The organism is Rhizobium sp. 862_C5_N1_2 (assembly GCF_051811205.1).
Classification (GTDB): Bacteria; Pseudomonadota; Alphaproteobacteria; order Rhizobiales; family Rhizobiaceae; genus Rhizobium; species Rhizobium leguminosarum.
Genome location: NZ_JBPWPT010000004.1, coordinates 470939 through 495645 on the forward strand (window position 1 = coordinate 470939; position 24707 = coordinate 495645).

Here is a 24707-nt window from a genome sequence, read left to right on the forward strand (position 1 = left end):
AGCGAATGGCGGCGCAATGCCTAACTGTTACCAGGCCGCCTTCGCGGCCCGAATTTGACGCTACCGCTTCCGCATCACGTTGACGACCAGCACGCCGAGAATTGCCATGATGCCACCGATTGCGCCGAGCGCGGTCGGAATTTCGCCCAGCCAGACAAAACCGATCAGCGTGGCGACCGGCGGAACGCCGTAAAGAAAATTCGAGGCGCGGGCGGCCGTCAGCCGCTTCAGCGCGATCGCCCAGGTGAGGTAGCCGATCGCTGTGGGGAAGATGACGAGATAGGCAACGCCCCAGTTCACCTCCGCCGGTGCGGCGGCAAGCGCCTGGATCGTCGCCGGAACGGCCGGAACCAGCGGCACGGAACCGATGAGCAGGATCCAGGCGGTGACGGCAAGCGCCGGCAGCCGTCCGAGCAGCGGCTTCTGCAGCACGCTGGCGATCGCCGAGCAAAGCGCTGCGCCCAGGATGAGGATGGCATTCGGATCGAGCTTGAAACCGTCATTGGAGGCGACCGCAATCAGCGCCACGCCCCCGAAGGAAACCGCGGTCCCCGCCCAGCCCCAGCGGCCGAAACGCTCGCCAAGCGCAAATGTGGCGATCAGGGCGGTGAAGACGGGCATGGTGTTGATGATGAAACTCGCCGGTCCTGCCGTAACGGTCTGCTCGCCAGTGTTCAGCAGCACCGCATAGGCGGCGATAAAAAGCACGGCGGCAACGGAGAGGCGGACGAAATCGCGTTTTTCCGGCATCGGCCGGTAGATGACGAGATAGACGAGAGCAATGACGCCGGCTGCCACATAACGCGCCGTCGCCAGTTCGATCGGCGTCAGCGGTCCGAGGCAGATGCGGATCACCACGAAAGAGGAAGCCCAGAAGAGGATGGTGACGAGGATCGCCGCAAAGGCCACCAGATCGAACCCGCCTTGCTGTTTCGTCGACATCGATGCGCTTGCCGCCATGCTCATTTTCGCCTCCATATGTTCCTGCGGACAATGGATTAGGCCTTCGATGCGTGCTTGAAAAGCATCGCAATCGATGATCAAATGTGCGTATGGTTCACAGCTCACCAGTGCTTCCGCCACTCGATACGCTCGAGACCTTTGCCCGTGCAGCCCGGCTCGGATCGTTTTCGGCCGCAGCCGAGGAAAGCGGCATCACCCATGGCGCGGTGTCGCGGCAGGTCTCGCGCCTGGAGCGCTGGATGGGCGTGCGCCTGTTTGCGCGCGAAGCCCGCGGCGTGCGCCTGACGCCGGAAGGTATGCGGTTTTTCGCGCGGGCGGAGGAAGCACTTGCGCTGCTCGGCAATAGCGGCGAACGCTGGCTGCCTCGCCGTAACAAGGCGGTAGTGCGCCTTTCGGTGACGCCCTCTGTCGCCTCCCTATGGCTGTTTCAACGCCTGCCGAAGCTCGAAGGAAACGAGCTGCATGTCGAGCTCACGCTCGAACACCGGCTGGCGGATTTCGGCGAAGGCACCGATCTGGCCATTCGCTGCGGCAAGGGGCCGTGGGCCGGCGTACGCGCCCTGCCGCTCTGGCAGGAGAAATCGTTCCCGATCGCCGCCCCGGCGCTGGCGGACCGGCTCGGGCAGCATTCCGATGCCCTTTCGCTGCTCGATCTGCCGATTCTGCATGATTCGAACATCGAAGGCTGGCGCCGCTGGCTCTCCCGCGAGGGTGTCGACTATATACCGCGCGGCCACGACCGGCGCTTCGAGGACTACAATCTGGTGATCGATGCCTGTGCGCAGGGGCTCGGGATCGCACTCGCGCGGCCGCCGCTATCGGATGCCGCGCTGGCGGCCGGACGCGTCGTCGCCGTATCGGAGCGGACGCTCGATTATCATGTGGCCTTTCACCTGATCCGGCCGGACGATGCGCTTAGAAGCCCTGCCATCGAATTCGCCAGCCGCTTCCTGCGCGAGGCCGGCCACGACGAGGCGACGATTGCCACTTTTATCGCGCCCGGCCGAGCGAAAACGTAAGTGGAAGAAGCGACACCGGCGGCCTTCAAGCGGCCGGGCATGAGGTCTTTACCCTCGGTTTCGATGCGGGAGAGGTCGCGCGCTTCGATGAAGGCTTCGCCCGGGCCGTTACTCTGCCAGAAGCTTCAGGCGCATTTCCTTCGCCAGCTCGAAACCAGCGGCTCGATAGACGGGCTCGCCGGCATCTGAAGCATGGATGACGGCCGTCGTGCAGCCGATCGATTTCAGATAGTCGACAGCCTTGTCGGTCAGCGCCGATGCGATGCCGCGCCGGCGGAAGGCGTCGGCGACATAGACGGACCAGATGTAACCGTGCAGCCGCTGTTCCGGCCGGATGACCTCCGGAAACGGCGATTGGTGCAGCTGGCAGGATGCAGAACCGGCGATGTCACCGTCGACGACCGCAAGGAACGAGGTCAGGCGGCGCTCTTCGCGACCGCTTCTGATAAAGGACAAAATCCGCGCCGCCGCATCAGACCTGTAGTGTTCCGGTGGTGTGCCGTAGCTGTCCCAGATCTTCAGATAGTGCCCAACCAGGATCTCGTCCTCGCTGGGCTTTGCCATTCGAATATCCATCGTGTCGTGATCCGGCTTGGGCATATGAGGGCGCGAAATCGCTCCTCAGACGAGGTGGCGTCCCCTGCCGCGATGCGGCAGGGGACGCCAAAAGGCTACATCAATTCGCTGCCGTGAGCGTCATCGAGGCGCTGCCGGCCGCAACGTTGAGGCCGAGCTGACCGGTCAGGCTGACCGTCTGCAGATGGATCGAGCCGGACGTGCCGCCAACCAGGAGATTGGCGCCGACACCGGCACCGAGCGTCGCTTCAGCGCTAGCGCCGACATAGAGGCCGGCGAGCGAACCGCGGTGATAGCCGGCCGTCGGCGCGAACACGGCCCAGATCAGGCGGCTGCGCGTGGTGAAGCCAAGGTCGATGCCGAGCTTTCTCACTTCGCCCGTATAACGATCCGAAAGTTCGTTGCCGACGGTCGACTGGAAGATGCAGTCGGCCTCTTTGGAGGAGCCGAGCACGTAACCCGTGCCGCCGCCGATATCGCAGGTGAGGTAGCCGATCTTCACGCCATTGCGCAGGTCCGGCTCTTCATACGTCCTGGTGACGAGGTCGGCGGCATTAACCGCCCCAGCGCCGACCAGCGTCAACGATACCGCGGCAAACGCCGTCGCAAAAGTTTTATTCATAAGTCTCTCCTTCTCAAATCGTGACGGGAGCATACCCGGCTACTCGCCACCAGATTCGGCAACAGATAACGGACGGAACCGCAAAACGATCCCGACCCGGCATCATTTACGCATCGCATGTCAAAGCGCATGGGAGGGCGCAACCGACAAACACGGCTACGGTTCAGCCCCCATTGGGACATTTCGAAGGCATCATTTCGCGTCATCCGGTTATTTTACGATGTTGTCAGCGATGGTTGCCGGAAAGGCACGATCCTGATCGCCGTCAACTCTTAACGAGCGGTATCATGCAAATTGCAGGCGCCCCATTTGGATAGGCGATCGATGATCGCGCAGGTTGCCATGCCGTATAGATAGCTGTACTATTTGAAAATACTCTCCATGCAGCGCTGTAACTGGAGAGGAATCGGCATGATTGCTTGGCATTGCCGCAGAATTTCCGCTTGTTTTCCGGAATTATGCTTCCGTTCGAACGGAAACTAAGTCTGAATTTGAGAGATATAATCAGGCGATATTTTCGCGGGGGCCGGACAATCGTACGCCCGCTCATCTCTATTGGAGATAGCGGGTAATTTATCGGGAGGGAAAGATGCGCATACGCAGGACAAACATCATACTGGCGGGATGCCTTGCCGTCTCCGCCTGCCAGTCCGGGCCGACGTCACAGGCCGTCTCGGATCGTAATTCCGAATTCGGCTGCATCGCGGGAACCGTCGGCGGCGCGATTGTCGGTGGCTTGATCGGCAGTACGATCGGCGCCGGAACCGGGCAGGTGCTTGCTGTCGGCGCCGGCATAGGCGGTGGCGGTTTCGTAGGCAACCGCCTGGCTTGCCGATAATTGGGGAGGGATATCAAGCGATGAAAACCTTGGCTTTCGCGACGACACTCATCCTGTGCCAATGTGTTGGGGCAGTGGCGCAACAGCAGCAACAGCCCGGATCGATGTATCAGGGCCAGATGGACCGGCTCGACGGCAATGCCAGCAAGGCCGTCGACCGTTCGGAATACGAGACCTTCATGGGCACGGCTTTCGGAAGTCTCGACAAGAACAAGGACGGCAGCCTGCAGTCCGACGAGACGGTGCAGATCCTGACGGTCGAGCAATTCACTTTGACCGACGCGAACCACAACGGCCGCATCAGCCGAAGCGAATTCATGCAGCGGGTGATGGCGGATTTCGCGACCGCCGACCACGACCGGGATGGAAACCTTCAGTGACGTAGAGGTCAAACCGAGTGTGGCAATAAAGAAAAACCCGGCGATGTGTTCGCCGGGTTTTTATACTCGATCTGTCCGCACTATACTTTTCGCATTAGTCTCATGACGAGCGACACGACGAACAGAACCAGGAAAATGAAGAACAGAACCTGGGCAATGGAAGCTGAAGCACCTGCGATGCCGCCAAATCCGAGGACGCCGGCAATCAAGGCCACAACGAGAAACACCAGAGCGTAGTAAAGCATCGCAATCTCCTTTTACGTTGCTGCGGAGATAACGGAGGCCGCCCCATTTGGTTCCCGTCCGTGTCACGGTCGGCGCATCGGCTTGTTCAGCCGAAATGAAAAACGCCGCTGTACCTCCGGTCGCCTTCATTCGGCTCGGGAGGTTCGGCCGCATCGAGATAGGCCTTGAGCGGCCCGGTCAGCACGAACCAGATGCTGGCTCCGAGCATGAAACAGGCTCCCACCGGATCGTCGATGCGGGCGATGAACGGAAGGCAGGCGGATGCGAACAACACGATGATCCGCACCGACCACTCCGCCTCACGTTTGGCGATGGCCCGCGCTCTCAGCGATTTATATTCCCGAGCGCCGTAACCGCCTCCCCCTGCCTTCACAGCCGAAAGCAGTTTTCGCGCGGACGGCAGCGCCAGCATGATCAGCGCGGCAACGCTGAGCGTGAAAGTCTCGCCGGCCATGACCTGCCCGCTCGCGATCAGCAGAAAGGAGAGCACGACGAGATTCCATGTCGGCTCCAACAATTCCGGCGGTTGCCGCGTGCGGAGATGCCAACTCCGCAGCAAACCCGCCGCGCCGTGCAGTAGCGGCTGATCGATATAGCGATTGATCCAGTCCATGCCGTTGTGCCCGTCCCCGATTGCATGAAGAGGCCTTCGAACACCACGGAATTTGGTCATCATCGTGGCGATAGCCGTGGAATCCGCTCTTCGCGTGGACGAACTGGCATTACCGAGGCGCGTCACGGTCGCAAAATCTGAAGGCGACCTCAGAACTCGGCGACACCAATTTAGCGCAATTCCTGCGCAACCTCCCAGACATGGCCCGACGGATCCGCAAAGGCCGCGGTACGGCGGCCCCATGGACGATCGATCGGACCATTGAGCAGCGTGACCCCGAGCTTGCGCAGTTCCGCGCAAACCGCATCGACGGCATCGACCTTGATCGTCAGCAGGACGCGCGCGCCGGAACCCGGTGCTGCCACCGCCGACGGCTCGACCAGTTGAGGCGCTTCCGTCACTTTCAGCAGGTTGATCATCGTCCCAGAGAATTTCAGCACCGAGGATACTGCGTCCTCATAGACGATCTCGGGTGCAAAGACCTTCTGGTAGAACGCTTTGGCCTCGTCGATATCATCGACGAACAGGGTGACGACCTCGATCCTGTCTAACAGCATGGACATATCTTCCTCCGTTGCTTCGACCGCTCAGCCGATATCGCTGGCCGGCTGTCTGCTGGTCGCCTCGAGCCTGGCAATTTCGACATGCCCCGCGAAAAAATCCGTCAGCTTCGCAGGCCGGGCGCCTCCTGGCCGGTGCGCGCCACATATTCGGTGTAGCCGCCGCCATATTGGTGGACGCCCTCGGGCGTCAGTTCCAGCACCCGGTTGGAGAGTGCGGCGAGAAAATGCCGATCGTGCGAAACAAACAGCATGGTGCCCTCATATTGCGACAGTGCCTTGATCAGCATTTCCTTGGTGTCGAGGTCGAGATGGTTCGTCGGCTCGTCGAGCACGAGCAGGTTCGGCGGGTCGAACAGCATGATCGCCATGACCAACCGGGCCTTCTCGCCGCCTGATAGTACCCGGCACCGCTTCTCGACATCGTCGCCGGAGAAACCGAAGCAGCCGGCCAGCGCGCGCAACGGCCCCTGCCCTGCCTGCGGGAACTGGTCTTCCAGCATCTGGAAGACAGTGCGCTCGCCATCCAATATATCCATGGCGTGCTGGGCGAAATAGCCCATCTTGACGCTGGCGCCGAGGGCGACGCTGCCCTGATCAGGCGCGGTGGAGCCGGTCACCAGCTTCAGCAGCGTCGACTTGCCGGCACCGTTGATGCCCATGATGCACCAGCGCTCCCGGCGGCGCACGACGAAGTCGAGTCCCTCGTAGATGCTGCGGCTGCCGTATTTCTTATGAACGTTCTTCAGGTTGACCACGTCCTCGCCGGAGCGCGGCGCCGGCTGGAACTCGAAGGAAACGATCTGGCGGCGCTTGGGCGGTTCCACCCGGTCGATCTTCTCCAGCTTCTTCACCCGGCTCTGCACCTGCGAGGCATGCGAGGCGCGCGCCTTGAACCGCTCGATGAACTTGATTTCCTTGGCAAGCATGGCCTGCTGGCGCTCGAACTGGGCCTGTTGCTGCTTCTCGTTCTGCGCCCGCTGCTGCTCGTAGAATTCGTAGTCGCCGGAATAGGCCGTCAGCGTGCCCGCATCGATCTCGATGATCTTGGTGACGATGCGGTTCATGAACTCGCGATCATGCGAGGTCATCAGCAGCGCGCCCTCGTAACCTTTCAGGAATTCCTCTAGCCAGATCAAGCTTTCGAGATCCAGATGGTTGCTCGGCTCGTCGAGCAGCATGACATCGGGGCGCATGAGGAGAATGCGAGCAAGCGCTACGCGCATCTTCCAACCGCCCGACAACGCGCCAACATCGCCGTCCATCATCTCCTGGCTGAAGCTGAGCCCCGCGAGCACTTCGCGTGCGCGGCCCTCGAGCGCGTAACCGTCCAACTCCTCGTAGCGCGCCTGCACCTCTCCGTAACGCTCGATGATCTCTTCCATGCTATCGGCTTGCTCGGGATCGGCCATGGCGGCCTCGAGATCGCGCAATTCGCCGGCAACGATGCTGACCGGGCCGGCACCGTTCATCACCTCGGCGACGGCGCTGTGGCCCGCCATCTCGCCGACATCCTGATTGAAATAGCCGATGGTGACGCCCCTTTCGACGGAGACCTGCCCCTCGTCGGGCTGCTCCTCGCCGTTGATCATCCGGAAGACGGTCGTCTTACCGGCGCCGTTCGGGCCGACGAGGCCGATCTTCTCGCCTCTGTTAAGAGCCGCGGACGCCTCGATGAAGAGGATGCGGTGACTGAGCTGCTTGCTGATATTTTCAATACGGATCATGATTTGCGCGGGAGCCTGGAGAAGGAGATTTTGGCGCGCTTATGCCATGCGGGGAAATCGCAGGATAGCCCTGTTTCCGACCGTCTTGATCTCAAGAGTATGATGCCGAAAGGTGTGAGCGGTTTTCGGGCGAACATGCTCGCCTTCTTTAATTTGGAACCGGATTGGATATTATCGCGGCTCACGCCAACGGAGACCTGTGCCAATGAGCGTTCGTCCGCCGCAGTCCTTCAGACCATCCGAGCAGAATAAAAACGGCTTCAACGTCCTCGAATACGAGCTGATGTCGGAACGCGCGGATTCGCTTGGACGTCACGGACTGAAAGCGGAGGCGGCACTTGCCGCACTGAGGAACGCGAGAGGCTTCTCAATGAAGCCTCCGACGCCGTCTGGGCGTTCTTCATCCAGCGTGAGATCTGCGGGTTGCGGAACAACCGCGACGCCGTCCAGCGCTACGGCATTCCGAACGAAGTGATCGCCAGATTGGGCGCGGTGCGGAAGTAGCGCACTGCGACGGCTCTGCTATTGTCACCGTGGCTGCCGTCCTGCCTCTCTCTATTGGGTGGAAATCCCCGGTGCGGAAAGGTATGGCTTGGTGCCCAACCAATGCGAAAGGGAAACGCGATGCCAACCTCCATCCGGATCGGCAATCAGGATCTCACCGTCGATGTCTCCACCCTCGGCGCCGAGATGCAGGCGCTCACGTCAAGCGATGGGCGTTCATGGTTGTGGACGGGCGACGCGGCCTTCTGGACCGGGCGTTCGCCGATCCTGTTTCCGATCGTCGGCAAGACACCTGACGACAAGATCACGATCGACGGCACGGTCTATCCGATGGCCCAGCATGGTTTTGCCCGCCGCAGCGAATTCGCGCTTGCGGCATCCACCGAGACGATGTGCCGGTTCGAACTGACCGCCTCGGAGGCGACGCGGGCGGTCTATCCCTTCGAGTTTCAGCTGGCCGTGGTGCATGCGGTCGAGGGCCGGGCGTTGACTGTCACGGCGGAGGTCAGCAATCGCGACCAGAAGCCGATGCCCTTCGGTCTCGGCTTCCATTCGGCCTTCGCCTGGCCATTACCCGGTGCTTCCGGGCGCGACCATATCGTCACCCTAGACAATGAAGGCGAGCCGGCGCTCGTGCGGCTGGAAGGCGGCCTCATCAACCCTGCGGCCTTGCCCTCGCCGTTCGATGCCGGCCGGCTGGTGCTCGATCATGCCATGTTCGAGCAGGATGCGATGATTTTCCCGAGCGGTGCGGGCGAAGGGCTGCGCTATGGCGCAGAAGGCGGGCCGGCCATGCATTTCCATTTCGAAAACCTGCCCAATCTTGCGCTGTGGACCAAGCCGGGGGCGCCCTTCCTCTGTGTCGAGCCCTGGCATGGAACGGCCGCGGAAGCGGGAGGTTCGAGCGAGCTATCGAAGAGGCCTTCGACCACGATCCTGGAACCGGGTGCTGTCGCCCGCTTCGCCTTTACGGTCGAAATCCCGCAATAGAAAGCGCTCGCCAGGAAGCCCGGCGAGCGCCGGTATTTCGTTCAGTGAGCGCCGGCGCCACCGCCGGCCCGCGGTTTCTGGGTGAGCAGCAGGGCAACGGCTGCAATGGCAAGAACAACGCCGATGACGGCGAAGGTATCGGCAAAACCCAGGATGAGGGCCTGGCGCCTGACAATCTGGCCAAGCGCCACGATGGCTTTCTGGGCTGCGACGGCATGATCGGAAACACCATGCTGCAGGAAGTAGCCAGTCATCTGGTCGAGACGGTTGCGGACTTCGTCGCGGCCGAGCGTCACCGACTGGCCGATGATATTAGAGTGGAACTGCTCGCGTTTGGTCAGCACCGTGCCGAGTGTCGCCGTGCCGACGGCGCCGCCGAGATTGCGCAGCATGTTGGTCAGGCCCGAGGCGGCGGCCGCATCTGATGGAGCGATGCCGGCAGTGGTGATGGCGGTGATCGGTGTCAGCACCAGGGCCTGGCCGATGGCGCGGACGATATTCGGAATCCAGAACTGGTCGCCGGCGGTATCGGCCGAAAGCGTGATGTTCATGAAGCAGCTGATCGCGAAGATCGAGATGCCGAGGAAGCCGATGTAACGCGCATCGAAGCGCTTCATCATCATCGGCACGAGCGGGATCAAAAGCAGCTGCGGCAGGCCGGTCCAGGCCAGGACATTGCCGATCTGCTCGGCATTATAACGCTGCACCTGGCCGAGATATTGCGGCAGGATATAGACGGTGCCGAAGAGAGCCACACCGACCAGCACGTTGACGGCAACGCCGATGCCGAAATTGCGCTGCTTGAGCAGCCGCAGCTTGACCAGGGGCTTCTCCACCGTCAGCTCGATCCAGATGAAGGCGACGAGGAAGACGAAGGCGACGATGCTGAGCTTGACGATGAAGGGCGAGGAGAACCAGTCTTCCTTGTTGCCCTCTTCAAGCACCGTCTGCAGCGCCGAAAGACCGATCGCCATGGTGAAGATGCCAGCCCAGTCGCCCTCCCTGAGTAGGCCAAGCTGCATCGGCTGCTTGTCGAGCGTCAGGGCAAGGGCGACCGCCATGATGGCGCTCGGGATGGCGTTGATGAAGAAGATCGTCTGCCAGCCATAGTTTTCGGTGAGGTAACCGCCGATGGTCGGGCCGATCGCCGGTGCGAAGGTAACCGAGAGCGCGAAGATCGCCAGGCCGAGCGGCTGCTGCGATTTCGGCAGCTTGGTCAGCACCATGGTGAAGGCCATGGGGATGAGCACGCCGCCGGCAAAGCCCTGCAGGCCGCGCAGCACGATCATCGTGCCGAGATCATGGGCGAAGGCACAGGCGATCGAAAACAGTGGAAAGAGGACGGAGTTGACGAGGATAAAGCGCCGGAATGAGAAGACGTTGCTGAAATAGGCCGTCAGCGGAATGACGACGATCTCGCCGATGAGGTATGAGGTGGAGATCCAGGCGCCGTTGTCGACGCCCGTTCCGATGCCGCCCTCGATGTCGAGCAGCGAGGCATTGGTGATCTGGATGTTGAGGATCGCCATGAAGGCGCCGATCATGCCGGCGAGAACGGCGATCCATTCCCTGGTGCTGGCGCCGGTTTTCGGCTGCGGAGCGGCGATTGATGTTGCTGCGATGGTGGACATGACACAAACTCCTCGACCCCCGGCCTAGCTGCGGTCGTTCTTGGTGTCGATGCTCGGCTGGACGGACATGCCGGGTCGCAGGTCGCCGTTGGCGGCGGCGTCGCCGTCGAGCACGATCCTGACCGGAATGCGCTGGACGACCTTGGTGAAGTTGCCGGTGGCGTTATCGGGCGGCAGCAGGGCGAATTCCTGGCCGCTTGCCGGTGCGAGGCTGTCGACATGGCCGTGATAGGTGCGGCCGGGGAACATATCGACCTCGATATCGACTGGCTGGCCGGCCTTCACGTCGGTGAGTTGGGTTTCCTTGTAGTTGGCGATGACATAGGCAGCCGTCGTCGGCACGACCGACATCAGCTGGGTGCCAGCCTGGACATATTGGCCGATGCGCAGCGTCCGGTTGCCGACGGTGCCGTCGACGGGCGCTGTGATCGTCGCATAGGAGAGGTTGAGCTCGGCCTGGTGCTGGACGGCCTGGCTGCGCGCAAGAGCCGCCTTTGCCTGGGCCAGTTCGGCGTTGAGAAGATCGACCTGCTTGACGGCGGCATCGAGCGAGGCGGTGTCGCGGACGATCGAGGCCTGGGCGGCAGCGATCTGCGAGGCGGCCTGCTGTGCCGTCTGGACCGGGGCGTAACCGCTGGTGGCAAGGTTCGAATAGCGCTTGTTGTTCTGCTCGGCAAAGGTCTCGTTGGCGCGGTCGACGTCGACGGTCGCGCGGGCGGCGGCAATCGTGGACTGCTGGATATCGAGCGAAGCCTGCTTGGCGTTGACGGTGGCTTCCCCGGCTGCGACATCGGCCTTTGCCTGATCAAGGGCTGCCTTGAAGTCGCGGTCATCGATGCGGGCGAGCGGCTGGCCGGCCTTGACGGTCTCGTTGTCCATGACGAGGACCTCGGCGAGATAGCCCGAAACCTTGGGGGCGATGGTGCTGCTGTCGGCTTTCACATAGGCGTCGTCGGTCGAGATATGGAAACGCCCGACTGTCCAGTAATCATGGCCGTAATAGGCGCCGGCGGCGATCAGCACGAGGGCGGTGGCACCGAGAAGCAAGGAGCGGCCGCCACGCTTGCGGGCGGGCTTTTCCTCGGCAATGGGGGCAGCGGCCTCAGCGATGAGCGGTGGCTTGCCGGCGTCCAGGCTCGCGGGAGCGGCTTCGGCAACGGTTTCGACGGCGTTATTGTTGTTCAAGGCACGCAGCTTCTTGGTAGTCATTGTCTTTCTCCGGATGACGGGTCGCCGTCTCTTGGGCTGCGGCCTCTGAATTCAAGTGAAATCCTATTTAGGAAACTTGATATTTTCCAAAATATGCACTATAAAATGGATGTCAATAGGAATTTGGAAAATCATCATGGTCCAAAATCAACAAATTGAGAGAAGGCCGCGCGGAAGGCCGCAGTTGCGCTGTGACGACGACACCAGGGGCCTGATCATCAAGGCGGCAAATACCCAGTTTCACGAGAATGGATACGCGGCGGCAAGCATCGCCACGATCGCCCAGGAGGCTGGTGTTTCCACAAAGACCCTCTATCGGCTGTTTCCGACCAAGGCCGATCTCTTTGCCAGCATGATCTCAGAGCGTATCGTCGGTTTCCTGCTCGCGCTCGATCCCCCGATGCTCGCCAATGCCGATCTGAGAGATGGGCTGGAACGTATGCTGATGGCTTACGGCATGCTGTCGCTTTCTGAAGATACGGTCACCATCATGCGCCTCGTCATCGGCGAGTCGGACCGCTTCCCTGAAATCGCCACGTCCTTCTACGAACAGGCGATCCTACGCACCAATGCGCTGATGGAGGACTGGCTGCGCCGGCAGGTCGACCGCGGCCTCATTGCGCTCGAGGATCCGCATTTAGCCTGCGGCATGCTGCGCGGGATGATGGCCATGGAACCGCAGCGCGCGGCGATCCTGCGTCAGGAGCCACCGCCGACGATCGAAGCAATACAGGCGCGGGCGAAGATGTGCGCCGATCTTTTCCTGAAGGGTTGCGCGCTCTGAAGCATCGCTCGGGCTTCAGAGCGCGATGATTTTTTCTTACGAGCGAGCCGGTGCGGGCGCGGGAAGAAGCTTGCCCCGCAGCAGCCCAATTCGCCAAGGTCAGTCGATGCCGTTCGAGGACACCCTCAGGTCGGCGGCGCGCCCAGAGCATGCAGGATACCGCGCAGTTCGGCGAGGCCGCGCATGCGGCCGATGGCGGGGTAGCCTGGGGTGACGACCTTGTCGAGATCGTCAAGCATGCGGTGGCCATGATCCGAGCGGAAGACGATGGTGTCTTGTGTGCCGCGGTGGCGGTCTTCCGCGACCAGTTCCCGAAGCACCGCGACCATGTCGACGTCGCCTTCCAGATGCGCGCTTTCATGGAACGTTCGGCCGTCGCCCTCGCGCGTCGTGGCGCGCAGATGGGCAAAGTGGATGCGCGAGGCGAAGCGCCGTGCGATCGCCGGCAGGTCGTTCTCGGCGCGCACGCCGAGACTGCCGGTGCAATAACACATGCCGTTTGCCGCCGATGGCACCGCATCGAAGAGCGCGGCATAATCATCGGCCGTCGAGGCGATGCGCGGCAGGCCGAACAGCGAGCGCGGCGGGTCATCGGGATGCAGCGTCAGCTTGACGCCGCGCGCTTCGGCAGCCGGCGTTACAGCCTCCAGGAATTCGATCAGGTGCCGACGCAATCTTGCTGCATCGATACCGCTATAAGCGACCAGCTTTTCCCGGAAGGCCGGTATGGTCAGAGGTTCGGTGGTCGACCCCGGTAGAGCCGAGGTGATGATGCGGGTGATGTCGGCGACCTCGTCGTCCGTCATCGCCTCGAAGACGATACGCGCCCTTTCCCGGTCTTCCGCGGAATAGTGCTGCGCCGCATCTGGCCGTTCCAGAATGAAGAGATCGAAGGCTGCGAAACGCTCGTGATCGAAACGCATGGCGGTGGCGCCCGTCGGTGTCACGAAATCGAGTTCGGTGCGGGTCCAGTCCACCACCGGCATGAAATTATAGCAGACAATCGGAATGCCGCAGGCGGCGACCGCTTCGAGGCTGGCGATCCACGCCTCGATTTCCGCCTTCGCCTCCCCGCCCTTGCGCTTGACCGCGTCGGGGATCGGGATGCTCTCAACGACCGACCAGACGAGCGGCGCACGGTCGCCCGGCGTCGTCTCGATCAGAGACTGGCGTTCGCGCACTTCCTTCTCGGTCCAGGCCCTGCCGATCGGCACCTGATGCAGCGAAGAGACGATATTGGTGGCGCCCGTCTGACGGACGTCATCCAGCGTCACCGGCGCTTCCGGTCCGAACCATCTCCAACCTTGTCGCATCCTTCTTCCTTCCCTGGTCTTTCGTTTCGTGTTGGCCTGCCGTCAGCAGAAATAATCGGGGTAACGCGCGCGCAGTTCGTCGACATCGGGAATGACGGCGCTTAAGTGATGGATCATTGCGCTGCGTGCAGCCGCCGCATCGTGAGCGGCGAGCGCATCGCGGATAATGATGTGTTCGTGCACCACGTTGTCCATGCGCCCAAGCACCGGCAGCGTCAGCCGCCGCGCCCGATCGATCTGCACCTTGACCGTTTTCAAGATTGCCCAGATGCCGGGATAACCTGATATCTGCGCGATCGCCTCGTGGAAGGCCTCATCCTCCTCATGGAAGCTCGAGGCATTGTTGGTCGCGGCGTGCGACCGCTGCCGGGCGATGATGGTATCGAGACGGGCGATGTCTGCGGCAGTCGCGGTCAGGGCCGCAGTCTCGACGGTCGTGCCTTCGAGCGCCTTGCGCACAACGACCGCCTCGGGGATCGCCGAGACCGGCACCCGCGAGACGACCGTGCCCGATTGCGGATAGATATCGACCAGTCCACCTTCGGAAAGCCTGAGCAGCGCCTCACGCACCGGTGTGCGGCTGACGCCGAAATCATCGGCAATCCGCTTTTCCTGCAGCAGCATGCCAGGCGGCATTCGTAGCGACACGATGTCGGCGTAGAGACGATCGTAGATGGCGCCGGCCGTGGTGATGCGGCGCAGCCTGCCGCCAACCTCCTGCGACGTCGGGACTACCAAGACTTCGGTTTCTGATGCTTGCGACATAACGATACCGGGCGTCGATGCTTGTTGGCATACTAGTATATCAGTTATATGGCCTTGCCAAGACGTGCTGCGGGTGAGTGAGGGTATAGCGCCACATCTCGTGATTCAGCGCTTCGCGAATTGAGCATTTCAGTCTGGGCCCGGGGATCGAGCAATGATTGCGCTTCAAAAGCGCTGGTGAACGGCATGAGCCTTGCGAAATCAGAAGCCCGATCTTTGTGCCGTGACACTCTTTGTTTGGAACTTAGATCCGTCGAGTTGGTTGAAATCCCCAAGGAGATGGTCATGAAAAACCCAGCACGACGCAAGATAAGCGAAAGTACGACCGACGACGGGCGGCCGAAAGCTCCACCCGTTGCGGACGCACGCGGACAGAAGATGGCTCGGCGAGCCGCAAACCAAATCGACAGGAAGAGCGGCGGGTTGCCAGCAGCCACCCGCGAGGAGGAGATCCGAAGAAGGGCATATTCGCTGTGGGAGAAGGAGGGGAGGCCGGAAGGCAAGCACCGGCATCACTGGACCCTGGCCGAACATGAACTCGACGCCCAGCAGGGCGAGGCCGACAATCCTCCAAATCTCGCAGCCCTGCGAGAGGCCTCGCGCGAACATACCGATGCATTCCTCGTCAAGACGGATCTCGAAGACGCGGATCAACGCGAAGCCTCCCCCGGCACACGCGAGCAGGATTGAACTTTCCGCCTCGCGCCAATCTCAGAAAGGTCCCCGAAATGGTCGACAAACAGAACTTGAACGCTGGATTCACCGGAACGCCCACCGAGCAGCCGGAGGGATTGACCAAGGTCGCGAAGTCGGCAGCCAAAGAGATGAAGCGCGAGGCCTATGCCGTCGCCTCCGGCGCTAGAGAGCACCCGTACACAGCAAGCGCACTGTTGCTCACCACCGGCATTCTGGCATTCGGGCTCGGCTATCTCCTCGGTCGATCATCGGCGGAAAGCTCCACAAGGGTGTATTGGCGATAGCGGCAGACACTTCACGTCAACGAAACGCAGCATCGGTTCTTCGATTGGCTCTCCTGATCCCGATGTTGCCGCCTTCTCTTCCCGCAGTACGCTCGTCGGATGATCACGATCAAACCCTCAAATCAAGCCGCACCTCAAACGTGTTTTCCGTTGAAGCCGGCTTTCCCGCCGTATCCGTTTGCCGCGATCATCGAATAGAACCATGTCTGTCCAGAACGGCCTGTTGCCTGAATACCACGTTGAATAAAGCCATGGATTGCGCCCTCATCGCGACTTGACAGCCGTCTTCACGATCCTTAGCGAGGCAGTATCGACACGGTCAGGGCCGGCATAGTGAATTATTTTAAACAACTCAAGATGGCGGTTCTCGATCCCGGAAATGGGGCGGGAGGCGCGCTCGACCGAAACAACCGCATTGCGGTCTTTGCCTTTGCAATCCTTCCAGGACTTTCGCCGAACTTTAACTCCTTCATCCTCCTCGCGTCGATGGTGTGGGGCCTCTACGGTCTGGTCACGGGCCGCCTGGCCTTGAACCTGTCGCGATCCGACCGGCTGGTTGCCATTAGCATGTCGATCTACCCGCTGGTGATGATCGCCAGCATATTCATCAATCCGCCTTACTCCGAAGAACTGGACTGGATATTCCGGCTCCTGCCTTTCTTTTCGGTCTGGCTGATATTGCCGCGGATGCGCCAATCTCCCGATGGCCGTCTCTTGCCGCTCTTTATCCTCGGCGCAGGCATCGGCATGATCGTCACCTTTGTCTTCAGTCTCCTGCAGATCATGTTTCTGATGTCCAGGGCAGAAGCTGGAACTTCGAACGCTGCACTGCTGGGGATCATAGGCGTTCTTTTCGGCGGCATTGCGCTTCTCAACGTTCAATCTCCGAGAAGCGTGGAGCAAAGAATTGCGATATTGGGATATGCCGCCGGTCTAGGCTGCGTTCTGCTTTCCGGAACGCGCTCGGCCTGGCTGGTCATTCCCGTCCATATCGTCATTTTTTTCTGGTATTTTCGCAAACACAGCTTCCATTTGAGTTTGCGCAGCCTCGCCATTACCGGCTCCTTGCTGTTAGCGGGACTTATCACTCTGGGTAGCGGCCAGATCCTCGATCGCATTGAAGCGCTCCAAGGAGATCTGACAACGCTCGAACGCAGTGACGGCGAGATCACGTCGCTCAGTGCGCGGTTCGCTTTGTACAAAGGTGCACTATCAGCAATCCGCAAGGACCCCTTGACTGGTTATGGCCCGCAAAACCGGATGACTTCGGTTTTGGCAGAGCTGCCCGATAGTATAAGGCCACAGCTGCCCTTCTCGCATGTCCACAACGGTTTTCTGACTGCGGGAATCGACGCCGGCGTTTTCGGCATTGCGGCGCTTTCGCTGATGCTCCTGACGCCCGTGATAGGCGCGTGGAGAAAAGAACCCGGACCGGGCCGGGATCTCGCCATTGCGCTCGCTCTTCTGCTCGTCAGCAGCTACGTCATAACCGGCAGCTTTGGCATCATGTTCAATCAGAAGGCTCTGGATCCGATCTTCGCCTATTTGGTCGCCCTTATTTGTGTGGACCGCGGCAGCACACGGTTTGCGCCTGTCGTTCGGAGGTAACGTCTGCTGGCACTTGACGTCTCAGGCCGCCGTATTGGTTTCGGCGCCGGTGAAGGCCAGATCCGAGACTTCACCGGTTGAGGAATAGCCGGAGACGAGCTCCGCCAACATCGCGCGTGCCGCGACCATATCGTTCCGATCCAATACCGCATTGAGCGAGTTGAGCTTTTTCGAAAGCTCCGGCCAGAAGAGGAAATCCTCGCGCGCCTTCATAATGCGAGGATGTTCGGTTGTTTCAGGGTTGTCGCCGATCAAAAGTTCTTCGTAGAGCTTCTCGCCGGGCCTGAGGCCGGTAACGGAAAGCTCGATATCCCCTTCAGGATTGTCATCGTCGCGGAGGGTCAGCCCGGAAAGCTCTACCATCTTGCGGGCGAGATCGGCGATGCGCACGGGTTCTCCCATGTCGAGCAGGAAAACATCTCCACCCTCGGCCATCGCGCCAGCCTGGATGACGAGTTGCGAGGCTTCCGAAATGGTCATGAAGTAGCGGGTTATCTCAGGATGTGTCAGGGTAACGGGGCCGCCTTCCTTGATCTGCTGCCTGAAAAGCGGCACGACGGATCCGGACGAACCGAGTACATTCCCAAAGCGGACCATGGAAAAATTGGTTCGCATTCTGTCGGTCGTAGACTCCGCTGCGAGCGCCTGCAGAACCATCTCCGCCAGTCTCTTGCTGGCCCCCATCACGTTCGTGGGGCGTACGGCCTTGTCTGTACTGATCAGCACGAAATTCGAAACGCCGCATTTATTGGCCGCGCGCGCCGTGACCAGCGTACCCATGACATTGTTCTTGATGCCTTCCACGGCATTATGTTCGACAAGGGGCACATGCTTGTAAGCGGCTGCATGATAGAGCGTGTGTGGTCGCCAGCTCTGCATGATATGTTCCATGCGATCCTGGTCGCGAACGGAACAAAGAATTGGGACGATCTGCAGATCTTCTTGTCTGTACAGCTCGGCCAGCTTCTGCAATTCGGCATGGATATTATAAAGCGCAAACTCGTTCTGATCGAGGAGGATCAGGGTGGAAGGCTCGTTGCGTAGAATCTGGCGGCACAACTCGCCGCCGATCGAGCCACCAGCACCCGTGACCATAACCACCTTTTTACGCATCGCCTTGTCAAGCAACTCCTGCCGTGGCGCGACCGCTTCTCTCCCCAGCAGATCTTCGATCTCCAGCTCACGGATGTCGGAGACGGCGATGCGTCCCTGAGCCAGGGCCGTGAGATCGGGCAATGTACGAACATTGACCCTGGCTTTGCGGATGTGCTCCAGGATTTCGTTGCGACGCTGTCGCGATGCGGATGGAAGAGCAAGAAGTACATTGTGGACGCCAAGAGCTTCGGCAAGCACCGGAAGATCCGAGGGGTCATAGATCGGCAAACCACCCATGACGCCGCCCTTGAGACGCGGATCATCATCCAGATAGCCGACGACATTGAGTTCGGCGCTGTTCATCAAGGCAGCCGCCAGTTGCCGCCCGGCCTTCCCCGCCCCATAGATCAACACCTTGGCGAGCATATTCTTGTGGAGGATGCGCTGGTAGGCATCCCCGAGCCAGTAGCGGATACCCAGCCTCGACAGCCCGATCGCAATCAACAGCAGGAAGGGCTGGAGGATGCCGACGGTTCTCGGAACGCCCGGCACACTGAGGGCGGTAAAGATCGTCATGAAGGCAAAGCCGTAGATCGCAATCGCCTTCAGAACAGTAATGAAAGCAGCCATATTGGCATAACGAAAGATCGCCCGATACATGCCCATGACGATGAAAATGGGAAGTGCCATGCACAAGGAAACGAAGACCGGCAACCACTGGACGCCGGTTAGTACCGTCCATTCGTTGAGGCGGAAGCAATAGGCCAGCCAGATGGTTAGAACGCAAAAGCTGGAATCCACCAGCAAAGCCAGAGCACGTTTGGCAACCCGCGGCATCGCCAACAGAGGGGCGACGAGCGCTTGCATCGGCTTTAAGAACCATCCTGAGCGCGATGTCTCAGCGGGGGTATTTTCAGGCATTGCTTACCAGCGTTTCGCAGATCGATCGACACCACCTTCTTGTCATTTTCTGCAACGAGCGCAACTGAAATAATCGGAAACCAAGGTCTTCCGCACTGCTTATCTATCAGAAGTAGGTAGCTTAATGCCTTATTCCCTTACGGCGGATTACCTTCTCGGCCGTCATAAACAGGATGCTTATGTCGAGGCCGAGCGAGCGACGTTCGAGATATTCGATATCGAATTTAACCTTCTCCGGAATCGGCAATTCGTCACGTCCGTTGATCTGCGCCCATCCCGTCAATCCGGGCAAGAGCTTGTCGACGCCATGGGCCGTCCGCAATTCTATTAGGTCGTATTGATTGTAGAGTGCCGGCCGTGGGCCGACGAAACTCATCTTCCCCTCGAGAATGCACCAGAGCTGCGGCAGTTCATCGAGGCTGGATTTGCGTAGAAACGAGCCGATAGGCGTCAGAAACCGATCCGGGTTTTCAAGCAGATGCGTGGCCACCGTCGGCGTGTCGACGCGCATGCTGCGAAACTTTGGCATCAGAAAGATCTGATTGAAACGGCCGACACGTTTTGACCAATAAAGGATTGGTCCCGGCGAGGTAAGGCGAACACAAAGAGCGACGATGAGGATTGGAAGGAGCAGGATCACCGACGCAATCAAAGCCAGCAAAAAATCCACCGCCCGTTTCAAACCCATGCTCCGCAGCTCCGCGCCATCGACCGACCATCCGCCGTTCACGCTATCGCCTGCCGTATCGTCAAAAAGCGTTTCGCGTCAACTGGAGGACATGGTGTTTTATCTATAGGCATGCTCGATCGATCATCGACCTGTTGGCCCCCTCCCGCCATGCCCGTCTGGGTTCCACCACGCTGCAAACCGGTCGGCTGCTTCCCCCGGGAGGCTGATCATGGGTCTTATGCACCCCCGCGGTTGGCAGCTTGTTTGGCCGATACGGACCGACACCGCTCGTCGTCCCGGGTGCCATTCTGCTTAATATGCTGATGTGGCCCCTGACATTCGTCCAGCAGGACACCTCATTCTGGCTGCTGCCCGTGGCCCACTGGAACGACCACTCCGCACGCTGAGTTGCGTCCCATAAAAGGTTGTCGGAGGGCTGTAGCGGCAATTTTGGCGAAAGGGACTGGCGACGCCTGCGTGGCGAAAAGATCGGCTTTGTTCTTCAGGATGCGCTCGTGTCGCTTGATCCGCTCCGGCGGATTTCCTTGCCGCTCAGCGCGGAGCGATCGTCGCCACGACGAAGTCATGACAATGATTGACCGACATGGCATTTTCAGCATGGGCATTGCCTACACGGATGCCCACGTGCTGGCGCAGCCGCGAGCTGGCAACTGTCCCAAATTAACCCATTAATTAGCATTCTCTTGCATGCGCGGACTGCGATGTTACCCTCGCCGACATCGTGGGGGGATCGCGTATGACGATTGAAGAGCTGATCGATCTACAGGAAGCAGGCTCAAGGGCGCGGGTGCTCGGCCTGAAGGCTCACGAAAACCCATACCTCGCCGCCGATAGGATGCCTACTGGTGATACCAGTGCCCTCGGGGATTGGCTTGCGCGTCACGACGCGTGGAAGTTCGGTTGGGAAGCGGAGGACGCTAGCCGCGAAGGTAGGATTGCTGCGCACTTCAAGGAGTTGATCTCGACTGCCAAACAACGTGCGCTCGATACGTAACGTTACTGATAATGGTTTGCTAGCGACGAGCTAGGTTTTCTTGCCCCGTCGCGGTGAAGGATCCGCACCTCTTTCACCATCGGATTGTCGGCGTTCAGGTCTTTTCGAAGAGCGGCGAGATCACCATTTCCGGCACCAGCACCAGACCCTTATCGGTTATCCGGATTTCCGGGATGACCGACAGCGGGATGAGGTTGAAGCCCATATAGGCGATGGTGCAGCCTGCCTTTTCCCATTCGAGCTTCAAGGCCTTTACCTCGTCCGCGACCTCGTGCACGCGCTTGTCGGACAAAAGCCCGGCGATCGGCAGTGGCACCATGGCCGTCACCTTGCCGTCCATCACGACGCAGACGCCACCCTGCTTTTCTTCGATCGCGTCGAGCGCCACCTGCATGTCCGCTGCATTGGTGCCGGCGACGATGATGTTGTGGCTGTCGTGGCCGACCGAGGATGCGACCGCGCCTTGTCTGAGCCCGAAGCCGTTGAGCAGTCCGTGGGCGATATTGCCGGCAGACTTGCCGTGACGCTCCACCACCGTCACGAAGCAGAGGTCGTGCCTGTCGAAATGCGCCTGCCAGTCATTGGCCGGTTCCAGCGTGACGGTGACATGGCCCAGCGTAATGCCAGGCAGCTCCGTCTTGATCGTATGAGCGACGACCGTCTCCGTCGGCAGGTCCGGTGTCAGCTTGAGATTTTTTGGCAGCTTGACCGTGTGGTAGGCGGCATCCGGATAGCGGTATGGTTTCGACAGGGCCTCGTCGAGGATCGGCGTGATCTTCTTGCCGTCGACGACGAGCTCGCCACCATACCAGGTGCTGACCGGCGTAAGGTCGTCGTTGAGAAGCACCAGGTCGGCGCGCCGCCCGCCGCCCAGACCGCCGATTTCGCCTTCCATGCCGAACCGCGTTGCGCCGTGCAGCGAACCCATCGCCCAGGCCTCTTCCGGCCTCATGCCGTATTTCACCGCTTCGCGCGTTACCCAGTCCAGGCCGAAGGCGAGCAGATCTTCCGCATCACGATCGTCGGTGCAGACGGCGACGCGCTTGTGGGAAGCGCCGAGCTCGGTGATCGTCTTGATCGCCTGCGGTAGCGAATGCCAGGGTGTCGTCGGCGGGCCGCCGCGCAGGAAGATCCACACGCCGGCTTCCAGGAGGTCGTCGGCAATGTCGCGGTCGATGGCTTCATGCGTGTCGGTGACACCGGATGCCGCATAGGCGGCAACGAACTCTCGCCCGTAGACATGACCCGACACCGGCCTGCCGCGCTCGAGTGCCGCAGCCAGGATAGCATGGCTGCGCTCGTCGCCCATCGCGACCGGGACGAAATCCATTTTCTCACCAAGAGCCACTGCTTCTGGCCATTTGTCGAACAGGGCGGCGATCTTATCCGGCGTCAGGTCGCCGCCGGCTGTTTCCAGATCCGGCGTCGTCGCCGGCACCGTGCTCGGCACGGTCAGGAAGATCGACAGCGGCGCCTGCCGTGCATCCTCGAGCATTGCCTCGACGCCGGCGACGTCCATGACGTTTCCGATCTCGTGGCTGTCGCAAAAGATCGTCGTCGTGCCGTTGAGGAGGGCCGCTTCGGCATAGGCGCAGGCCGTTACCATCGAGGATTCGATATGGATATGCGGATCGACCAGGCCGGGGGCGATGATGCCGCCCTTGGCGTCGTAGAGCTTAGCGCTCCCGCCCCTGTAGCTACCAGCCGGCTTCACGGCAGCAATGCGGCCACCCGAAATCCAGACTTCCCGTCCTTCGAGAAAGCGCTCCGAATAGGTGGACAAGACGCGCGCGCCCTGGATGACCAGATCGGGTTCGCGACGAGCGGAGGCGACATCGGCAAGACGGCGGGTCATGGTCGAGAGCGGCTGAACGGAGAAGCGGGTAAGCGTGCTCATGAAAACCTCATTTCCAGGGCGGGAGAACAGGCAGATTGTAGGGAACGCCATCGAGGGAAGGAAGCGAGAATAGTTGTTGTCACTGGCGTGGGTACCAGCCTACTGAATCGGGACAACAGGCAGGGATGCCCTACCGCTCGGGCAATCGAGCAGAACTGACAAACGTCTGGCGAGGACATAAGGCTTGGCAGAACGACTTCATCGAACCGGACCAGCCCCTTTCGCCGGCGGCAGAATGAAGAAACGAAAGAGGCTGCCACCCGGAGCCGGACAAGCGGCATGGCGCCGGTCGCATCGAAGCTAATGCAAGATCCCCCTATCCAGTCCTGACCTGGAACGAGTTCGTCCTCCTGCTGGCTCCGCGGTCGGAGCGACCGGCATCGTTCATCCCGATGTCGAGAAATCTTGTCTTGAACGTCATCCGGTTTCCCTCACGGTTTCTTCAGCCGGCGGAAAAGCACCTGTCGGCGATATCCCGGCCGATCGGGATCGACGACGTGGCTGCCGGCGACGGCGCATTGCAGACGTGCAGCATGCGACCCGTCTTTAGGAACAGAAAATCATGCTCCAGACGCCCGTCCCGCATCACGGCCTGGGCCCTGATGCCCGCTTCCATCGGCTGAAGGTCTTCGAGTGTCAGCGACGGGCAGTATTTGCGGCACGCTTCCAGATAGTTTGTCCGCCACAGCGAGTCCCTGAACTCGCGCACGGAGGCGCCTGCGTTTTTCCAGAGAAGTCGCCATAGGCCCGGAAACGAGAGACACTCGCGGAGATCCCAGATGTTTATGCTGAATTTCGGATACCCCTCGCGCGCCATTCCCAGAACCGCATTGGGTCCGACGGTAAGGCTGCCGTCGATCATCTTGGTGACATGAATGCCAAGGAATGGAAGCGACGGATCGGGCACCGGATAGATCAGGTGCCTGACCAGTCCATTCCGCGACGGCGGCAGGCGGAAATATTCGCCCCTGAACGGTATGATCTGATGATCGATCTTGAGGCCCGCAAGTTTGGCGATGCGGTCGGACTGCAGACCGGCGCAGGCGATCAGCTGTCTGGCCCGCCATTGACGCTCACCCGCTGCAATCTCGACGAGATCCGAGGTTTCTCGGATCGCGGAAACCTGCGTATTCAATTCGATTTCCACGCCCTGAGCGGTCAGATGAGCGCCCATGGCGACGCACACAGCCTTGTAGTCGACGATACCCGTCGCCCGAACGAAAATTGCCGCGACGCCTTCGACCATGGGCTCGCGTTGTTTCAGCGTATTCCGATCGAGCCATTCGATATCGATGTTGTTGATCTTTGCCCGTTCGGCCAGGTCCTTCAGGCGGCGGTGTTCGAGCTCGTTGGTGGCAACCACCAGTTTTCCGCATTGTTCATAAGGTACACTCTTCTCCCTGCAGAACGCCTTGATGGCATCGGCCCCCTCCCGACAAAGGCGCGCTTTCAAGCTGCCTGGCGCATAGTAGATTCCCGCGTGGATGACGCCGCTGTTGTGCCCTGTCTGGTGGACGGCCAAGCCAGGCTCTTTTTCAAGGAGAACTACACTTGCACCGGGCCGCTTTTCCAGAACGGCCATGGCGGTGGCAAGACCAACTATGCCGCCGCCTATAATGCAGACGTCGTAAATCATTGCGACACTCATTCCCAATCGATCGAAGTTAACGCCGGAAGCCGGGCAGATCCGACTTCACGAACATGCGGGCGCGACAGGCCGCGGCTTTGAGACGCGAAATTTCTGCCTTGAATCTTACTCGAGATCCCAGTCCGGGGACTGA

Annotated in this window: 25 protein-coding genes and 2 pseudogenes; 12 read left to right on the forward strand and 15 right to left on the reverse strand. The window is 60.5% G+C overall.

The window, feature by feature from the left end; all coding sequences use genetic code 11:
• Positions 1–60: 60 nt before the first annotated feature.
• Positions 61–978 carry a DMT family transporter gene (locus tag ACD590_RS34995; protein WP_247264869.1) on the reverse strand — a complete coding sequence of 306 codons (918 nt, stop codon included), beginning with the start codon at positions 976–978 and terminating at the stop codon, positions 61–63.
• 74 nt (positions 979–1052) lie between these two features.
• On the opposite strand from ACD590_RS34995, the gene ACD590_RS35000 reads away from it, so the two are divergent.
• Positions 1053–1982: a LysR family transcriptional regulator gene (locus ACD590_RS35000; protein ID WP_018446160.1), complete on the forward strand. Its 930-nt coding sequence runs from the start codon at positions 1053–1055 to the stop codon at positions 1980–1982.
• Between the two features lie 108 nt (positions 1983–2090).
• On the opposite strand, the gene ACD590_RS35005 is transcribed toward ACD590_RS35000, so the two are convergent.
• Together ACD590_RS35005 and ACD590_RS35010 are read right to left on the reverse strand one after the other, a co-directional pair.
• Entirely contained in the window at positions 2091–2582 is a 492-nt protein-coding gene (locus tag ACD590_RS35005; RefSeq protein WP_032994396.1) for a GNAT family N-acetyltransferase, read from the reverse strand.
• 76 nt (positions 2583–2658) lie between these two features.
• Complete coding sequence (locus ACD590_RS35010; protein WP_018246644.1) at positions 2659–3180, reverse strand: DUF992 domain-containing protein; 522 nt, start codon at positions 3178–3180, stop codon at positions 2659–2661.
• Between the two features lie 589 nt (positions 3181–3769).
• Between ACD590_RS35010 and ACD590_RS35015 the strand changes: the two genes are divergently transcribed.
• Both ACD590_RS35015 and ACD590_RS35020 read left to right on the forward strand, forming a co-directional pair.
• Positions 3770–4018, forward strand: a complete 249-nt coding sequence (locus ACD590_RS35015; RefSeq protein WP_012759902.1) for a membrane protein — start codon at positions 3770–3772, stop codon at positions 4016–4018.
• A 20-nt stretch (positions 4019–4038) separates the two neighbouring features.
• The gene (locus ACD590_RS35020) at positions 4039–4398 is read left to right on the forward strand and encodes a hypothetical protein (protein ID WP_028732287.1); all 360 of its coding nucleotides are present in this window, start codon (positions 4039–4041) and stop codon (positions 4396–4398) included.
• Positions 4399–4478: 80 nt separating this feature from the next.
• On the opposite strand, the gene ACD590_RS35025 is transcribed toward ACD590_RS35020, so the two are convergent.
• From ACD590_RS35025 to ACD590_RS35040, 4 genes are all read right to left on the reverse strand, one after another.
• A complete protein-coding gene (locus tag ACD590_RS35025) occupies positions 4479–4643 on the reverse strand; it encodes a DUF1328 domain-containing protein (protein WP_003549551.1) in 165 nt (54 codons plus the stop codon).
• An 86-nt stretch (positions 4644–4729) separates the two neighbouring features.
• A complete protein-coding gene (locus ACD590_RS35030; RefSeq protein WP_018246642.1) occupies positions 4730–5320 on the reverse strand; it encodes a hypothetical protein in 591 nt (196 codons plus the stop codon).
• A 107-nt stretch (positions 5321–5427) separates the two neighbouring features.
• Positions 5428–5820, reverse strand: coding sequence for a VOC family protein (locus tag ACD590_RS35035; protein ID WP_018246641.1), 393 nt, complete (start codon positions 5818–5820; stop codon positions 5428–5430).
• 101 nt (positions 5821–5921) lie between these two features.
• On the reverse strand, positions 5922–7544 hold the full coding sequence (locus ACD590_RS35040) for an ABC-F family ATP-binding cassette domain-containing protein (RefSeq protein ID WP_247264871.1): 1623 nt from the start codon (positions 7542–7544) through the stop codon (positions 5922–5924).
• On the opposite strand from ACD590_RS35040, the gene ACD590_RS35045 reads away from it, so the two are divergent.
• The 3 genes and pseudogenes from ACD590_RS35045 (at position 7506) to ACD590_RS35055 (ending at position 9038) form a co-directional block, all read left to right on the forward strand.
• The gene (locus ACD590_RS35045) at positions 7506–7796 is read left to right on the forward strand and encodes a hypothetical protein (RefSeq protein WP_439004410.1); all 291 of its coding nucleotides are present in this window, start codon (positions 7506–7508) and stop codon (positions 7794–7796) included. The genes ACD590_RS35040 and ACD590_RS35045 overlap by 39 nt on opposite strands.
• Positions 7750–8048, forward strand: a pseudogene (locus ACD590_RS35050) (DUF6665 family protein). Before ACD590_RS35045 ends, ACD590_RS35050 begins: the two are co-directional and overlap by 47 nt.
• A gap of 120 nt (positions 8049–8168) precedes the next feature.
• On the forward strand, positions 8169–9038 hold the full coding sequence (locus ACD590_RS35055) for an aldose 1-epimerase family protein (protein WP_047620395.1): 870 nt from the start codon (positions 8169–8171) through the stop codon (positions 9036–9038).
• Positions 9039–9079: 41 nt separating this feature from the next.
• Here ACD590_RS35055 and ACD590_RS35060 read toward each other — a convergent pair whose 3' ends face one another.
• Both ACD590_RS35060 and ACD590_RS35065 read right to left on the reverse strand, forming a co-directional pair.
• A complete protein-coding gene (locus ACD590_RS35060; RefSeq protein ID WP_018246637.1) occupies positions 9080–10669 on the reverse strand; it encodes a DHA2 family efflux MFS transporter permease subunit in 1590 nt (529 codons plus the stop codon).
• Between the two features lie 24 nt (positions 10670–10693).
• The gene (locus tag ACD590_RS35065) at positions 10694–11878 is read right to left on the reverse strand and encodes an HlyD family secretion protein (protein ID WP_047620394.1); all 1185 of its coding nucleotides are present in this window, start codon (positions 11876–11878) and stop codon (positions 10694–10696) included.
• A gap of 136 nt (positions 11879–12014) precedes the next feature.
• Here ACD590_RS35065 and ACD590_RS35070 point away from each other — a divergent pair, with 136 nt between their 5' ends.
• Entirely contained in the window at positions 12015–12662 is a 648-nt protein-coding gene (locus tag ACD590_RS35070; RefSeq protein WP_018446168.1) for a TetR/AcrR family transcriptional regulator, read from the forward strand.
• Between the two features lie 125 nt (positions 12663–12787).
• Here ACD590_RS35070 and uxuA read toward each other — a convergent pair whose 3' ends face one another.
• Together uxuA and ACD590_RS35080 are read right to left on the reverse strand one after the other, a co-directional pair.
• Positions 12788–13975 (reverse strand): mannonate dehydratase, encoded by a 1188-nt coding sequence (uxuA, locus tag ACD590_RS35075; protein ID WP_018446169.1) that lies wholly within the window; start codon positions 13973–13975, stop codon positions 12788–12790.
• Positions 13976–14017: 42 nt separating this feature from the next.
• The gene (locus ACD590_RS35080; RefSeq protein WP_028732280.1) at positions 14018–14740 is read right to left on the reverse strand and encodes a GntR family transcriptional regulator; all 723 of its coding nucleotides are present in this window, start codon (positions 14738–14740) and stop codon (positions 14018–14020) included.
• Between the two features lie 285 nt (positions 14741–15025).
• Here ACD590_RS35080 and ACD590_RS35085 point away from each other — a divergent pair, with 285 nt between their 5' ends.
• From ACD590_RS35085 to ACD590_RS35095, 3 genes are all read left to right on the forward strand, one after another.
• Positions 15026–15430, forward strand: coding sequence for a DUF2934 domain-containing protein (locus ACD590_RS35085; protein ID WP_247264885.1), 405 nt, complete (start codon positions 15026–15028; stop codon positions 15428–15430).
• Positions 15431–15468: 38 nt separating this feature from the next.
• Complete coding sequence (locus ACD590_RS35090) at positions 15469–15720, forward strand: hypothetical protein (RefSeq protein WP_247264874.1); 252 nt, start codon at positions 15469–15471, stop codon at positions 15718–15720.
• A gap of 333 nt (positions 15721–16053) precedes the next feature.
• Positions 16054–17328, forward strand: a complete 1275-nt coding sequence (locus ACD590_RS35095) for an O-antigen ligase family protein (RefSeq protein WP_026230626.1) — start codon at positions 16054–16056, stop codon at positions 17326–17328.
• Positions 17329–17349: 21 nt separating this feature from the next.
• Here ACD590_RS35095 and ACD590_RS35100 read toward each other — a convergent pair whose 3' ends face one another.
• The gene (locus ACD590_RS35100) at positions 17350–19344 is read right to left on the reverse strand and encodes a polysaccharide biosynthesis protein (RefSeq protein ID WP_018246629.1); all 1995 of its coding nucleotides are present in this window, start codon (positions 19342–19344) and stop codon (positions 17350–17352) included.
• 121 nt (positions 19345–19465) lie between these two features.
• A complete protein-coding gene (locus ACD590_RS35105) occupies positions 19466–20032 on the reverse strand; it encodes a sugar transferase (RefSeq protein ID WP_026188787.1) in 567 nt (188 codons plus the stop codon).
• Positions 20033–20587: 555 nt separating this feature from the next.
• Between ACD590_RS35105 and ACD590_RS35110 the strand changes: the two are divergent.
• Positions 20588–20668: pseudogene (locus ACD590_RS35110) on the forward strand (type II toxin-antitoxin system VapC family toxin); the annotation flags it as partial.
• A gap of 103 nt (positions 20669–20771) precedes the next feature.
• Positions 20772–21029: a CrpP-related protein gene (locus tag ACD590_RS35115; RefSeq protein ID WP_018446177.1), complete on the forward strand. Its 258-nt coding sequence runs from the start codon at positions 20772–20774 to the stop codon at positions 21027–21029.
• Between the two features lie 94 nt (positions 21030–21123).
• On the opposite strand, the gene ACD590_RS35120 is transcribed toward ACD590_RS35115, so the two are convergent.
• Positions 21124–22926: an adenine deaminase gene (locus ACD590_RS35120; RefSeq protein WP_439004375.1), complete on the reverse strand. Its 1803-nt coding sequence runs from the start codon at positions 22924–22926 to the stop codon at positions 21124–21126.
• Between the two features lie 442 nt (positions 22927–23368).
• Positions 23369–24574: an L-2-hydroxyglutarate oxidase gene (lhgO, locus tag ACD590_RS35125; RefSeq protein WP_130654085.1), complete on the reverse strand. Its 1206-nt coding sequence runs from the start codon at positions 24572–24574 to the stop codon at positions 23369–23371.
• Positions 24575–24707: the final 133 nt, after the last annotated feature.

Excerpts from the sequence above, each read along its gene's own strand:
- uxuA (WP_018446169.1), bottom strand. The coding sequence starts at position 13,975 with ATGCGACAAGGTTGGAGATGGTTCGGACCGGAAGCGCCGGTGACGCTG.
- ACD590_RS35085 (WP_247264885.1), top strand. The coding sequence starts at position 15,026 with ATGAAAAACCCAGCACGACGCAAGATAAGCGAAAGTACGACCGACGAC.
- ACD590_RS35070 (WP_018446168.1), top strand. The coding sequence starts at position 12,015 with ATGGTCCAAAATCAACAAATTGAGAGAAGGCCGCGCGGAAGGCCGCAG.
- ACD590_RS35040 (WP_247264871.1), bottom strand. The coding sequence starts at position 7,544 with ATGATCCGTATTGAAAATATCAGCAAGCAGCTCAGTCACCGCATCCTC.
- lhgO (WP_130654085.1), bottom strand. The coding sequence starts at position 24,574 with ATGAGTGTCGCAATGATTTACGACGTCTGCATTATAGGCGGCGGCATA.
- ACD590_RS35080 (WP_028732280.1), bottom strand. The coding sequence starts at position 14,740 with ATGTCGCAAGCATCAGAAACCGAAGTCTTGGTAGTCCCGACGTCGCAG.
- ACD590_RS35120 (WP_439004375.1), bottom strand. The coding sequence starts at position 22,926 with ATGAGCACGCTTACCCGCTTCTCCGTTCAGCCGCTCTCGACCATGACC.
- ACD590_RS35020 (WP_028732287.1), top strand. The coding sequence starts at position 4,039 with ATGAAAACCTTGGCTTTCGCGACGACACTCATCCTGTGCCAATGTGTT.
- ACD590_RS35060 (WP_018246637.1), bottom strand. The coding sequence starts at position 10,669 with ATGTCCACCATCGCAGCAACATCAATCGCCGCTCCGCAGCCGAAAACC.
- ACD590_RS35000 (WP_018446160.1), top strand. The coding sequence starts at position 1,053 with ATGGTTCACAGCTCACCAGTGCTTCCGCCACTCGATACGCTCGAGACC.
- ACD590_RS35065 (WP_047620394.1), bottom strand. The coding sequence starts at position 11,878 with ATGACTACCAAGAAGCTGCGTGCCTTGAACAACAATAACGCCGTCGAA.
- ACD590_RS35010 (WP_018246644.1), bottom strand. The coding sequence starts at position 3,180 with ATGAATAAAACTTTTGCGACGGCGTTTGCCGCGGTATCGTTGACGCTG.
- ACD590_RS35105 (WP_026188787.1), bottom strand. The coding sequence starts at position 20,032 with ATGGGTTTGAAACGGGCGGTGGATTTTTTGCTGGCTTTGATTGCGTCG.
- ACD590_RS35115 (WP_018446177.1), top strand. The coding sequence starts at position 20,772 with ATGACGATTGAAGAGCTGATCGATCTACAGGAAGCAGGCTCAAGGGCG.
- ACD590_RS35015 (WP_012759902.1), top strand. The coding sequence starts at position 3,770 with ATGCGCATACGCAGGACAAACATCATACTGGCGGGATGCCTTGCCGTC.
- ACD590_RS35025 (WP_003549551.1), bottom strand. The coding sequence starts at position 4,643 with ATGCTTTACTACGCTCTGGTGTTTCTCGTTGTGGCCTTGATTGCCGGC.
- ACD590_RS35005 (WP_032994396.1), bottom strand. The coding sequence starts at position 2,582 with ATGCCCAAGCCGGATCACGACACGATGGATATTCGAATGGCAAAGCCC.
- ACD590_RS35055 (WP_047620395.1), top strand. The coding sequence starts at position 8,169 with ATGCCAACCTCCATCCGGATCGGCAATCAGGATCTCACCGTCGATGTC.
- ACD590_RS34995 (WP_247264869.1), bottom strand. The coding sequence starts at position 978 with ATGGAGGCGAAAATGAGCATGGCGGCAAGCGCATCGATGTCGACGAAA.
- ACD590_RS35035 (WP_018246641.1), bottom strand. The coding sequence starts at position 5,820 with ATGTCCATGCTGTTAGACAGGATCGAGGTCGTCACCCTGTTCGTCGAT.
- ACD590_RS35030 (WP_018246642.1), bottom strand. The coding sequence starts at position 5,320 with ATGATGACCAAATTCCGTGGTGTTCGAAGGCCTCTTCATGCAATCGGG.
- ACD590_RS35100 (WP_018246629.1), bottom strand. The coding sequence starts at position 19,344 with ATGCCTGAAAATACCCCCGCTGAGACATCGCGCTCAGGATGGTTCTTA.
- ACD590_RS35090 (WP_247264874.1), top strand. The coding sequence starts at position 15,469 with ATGGTCGACAAACAGAACTTGAACGCTGGATTCACCGGAACGCCCACC.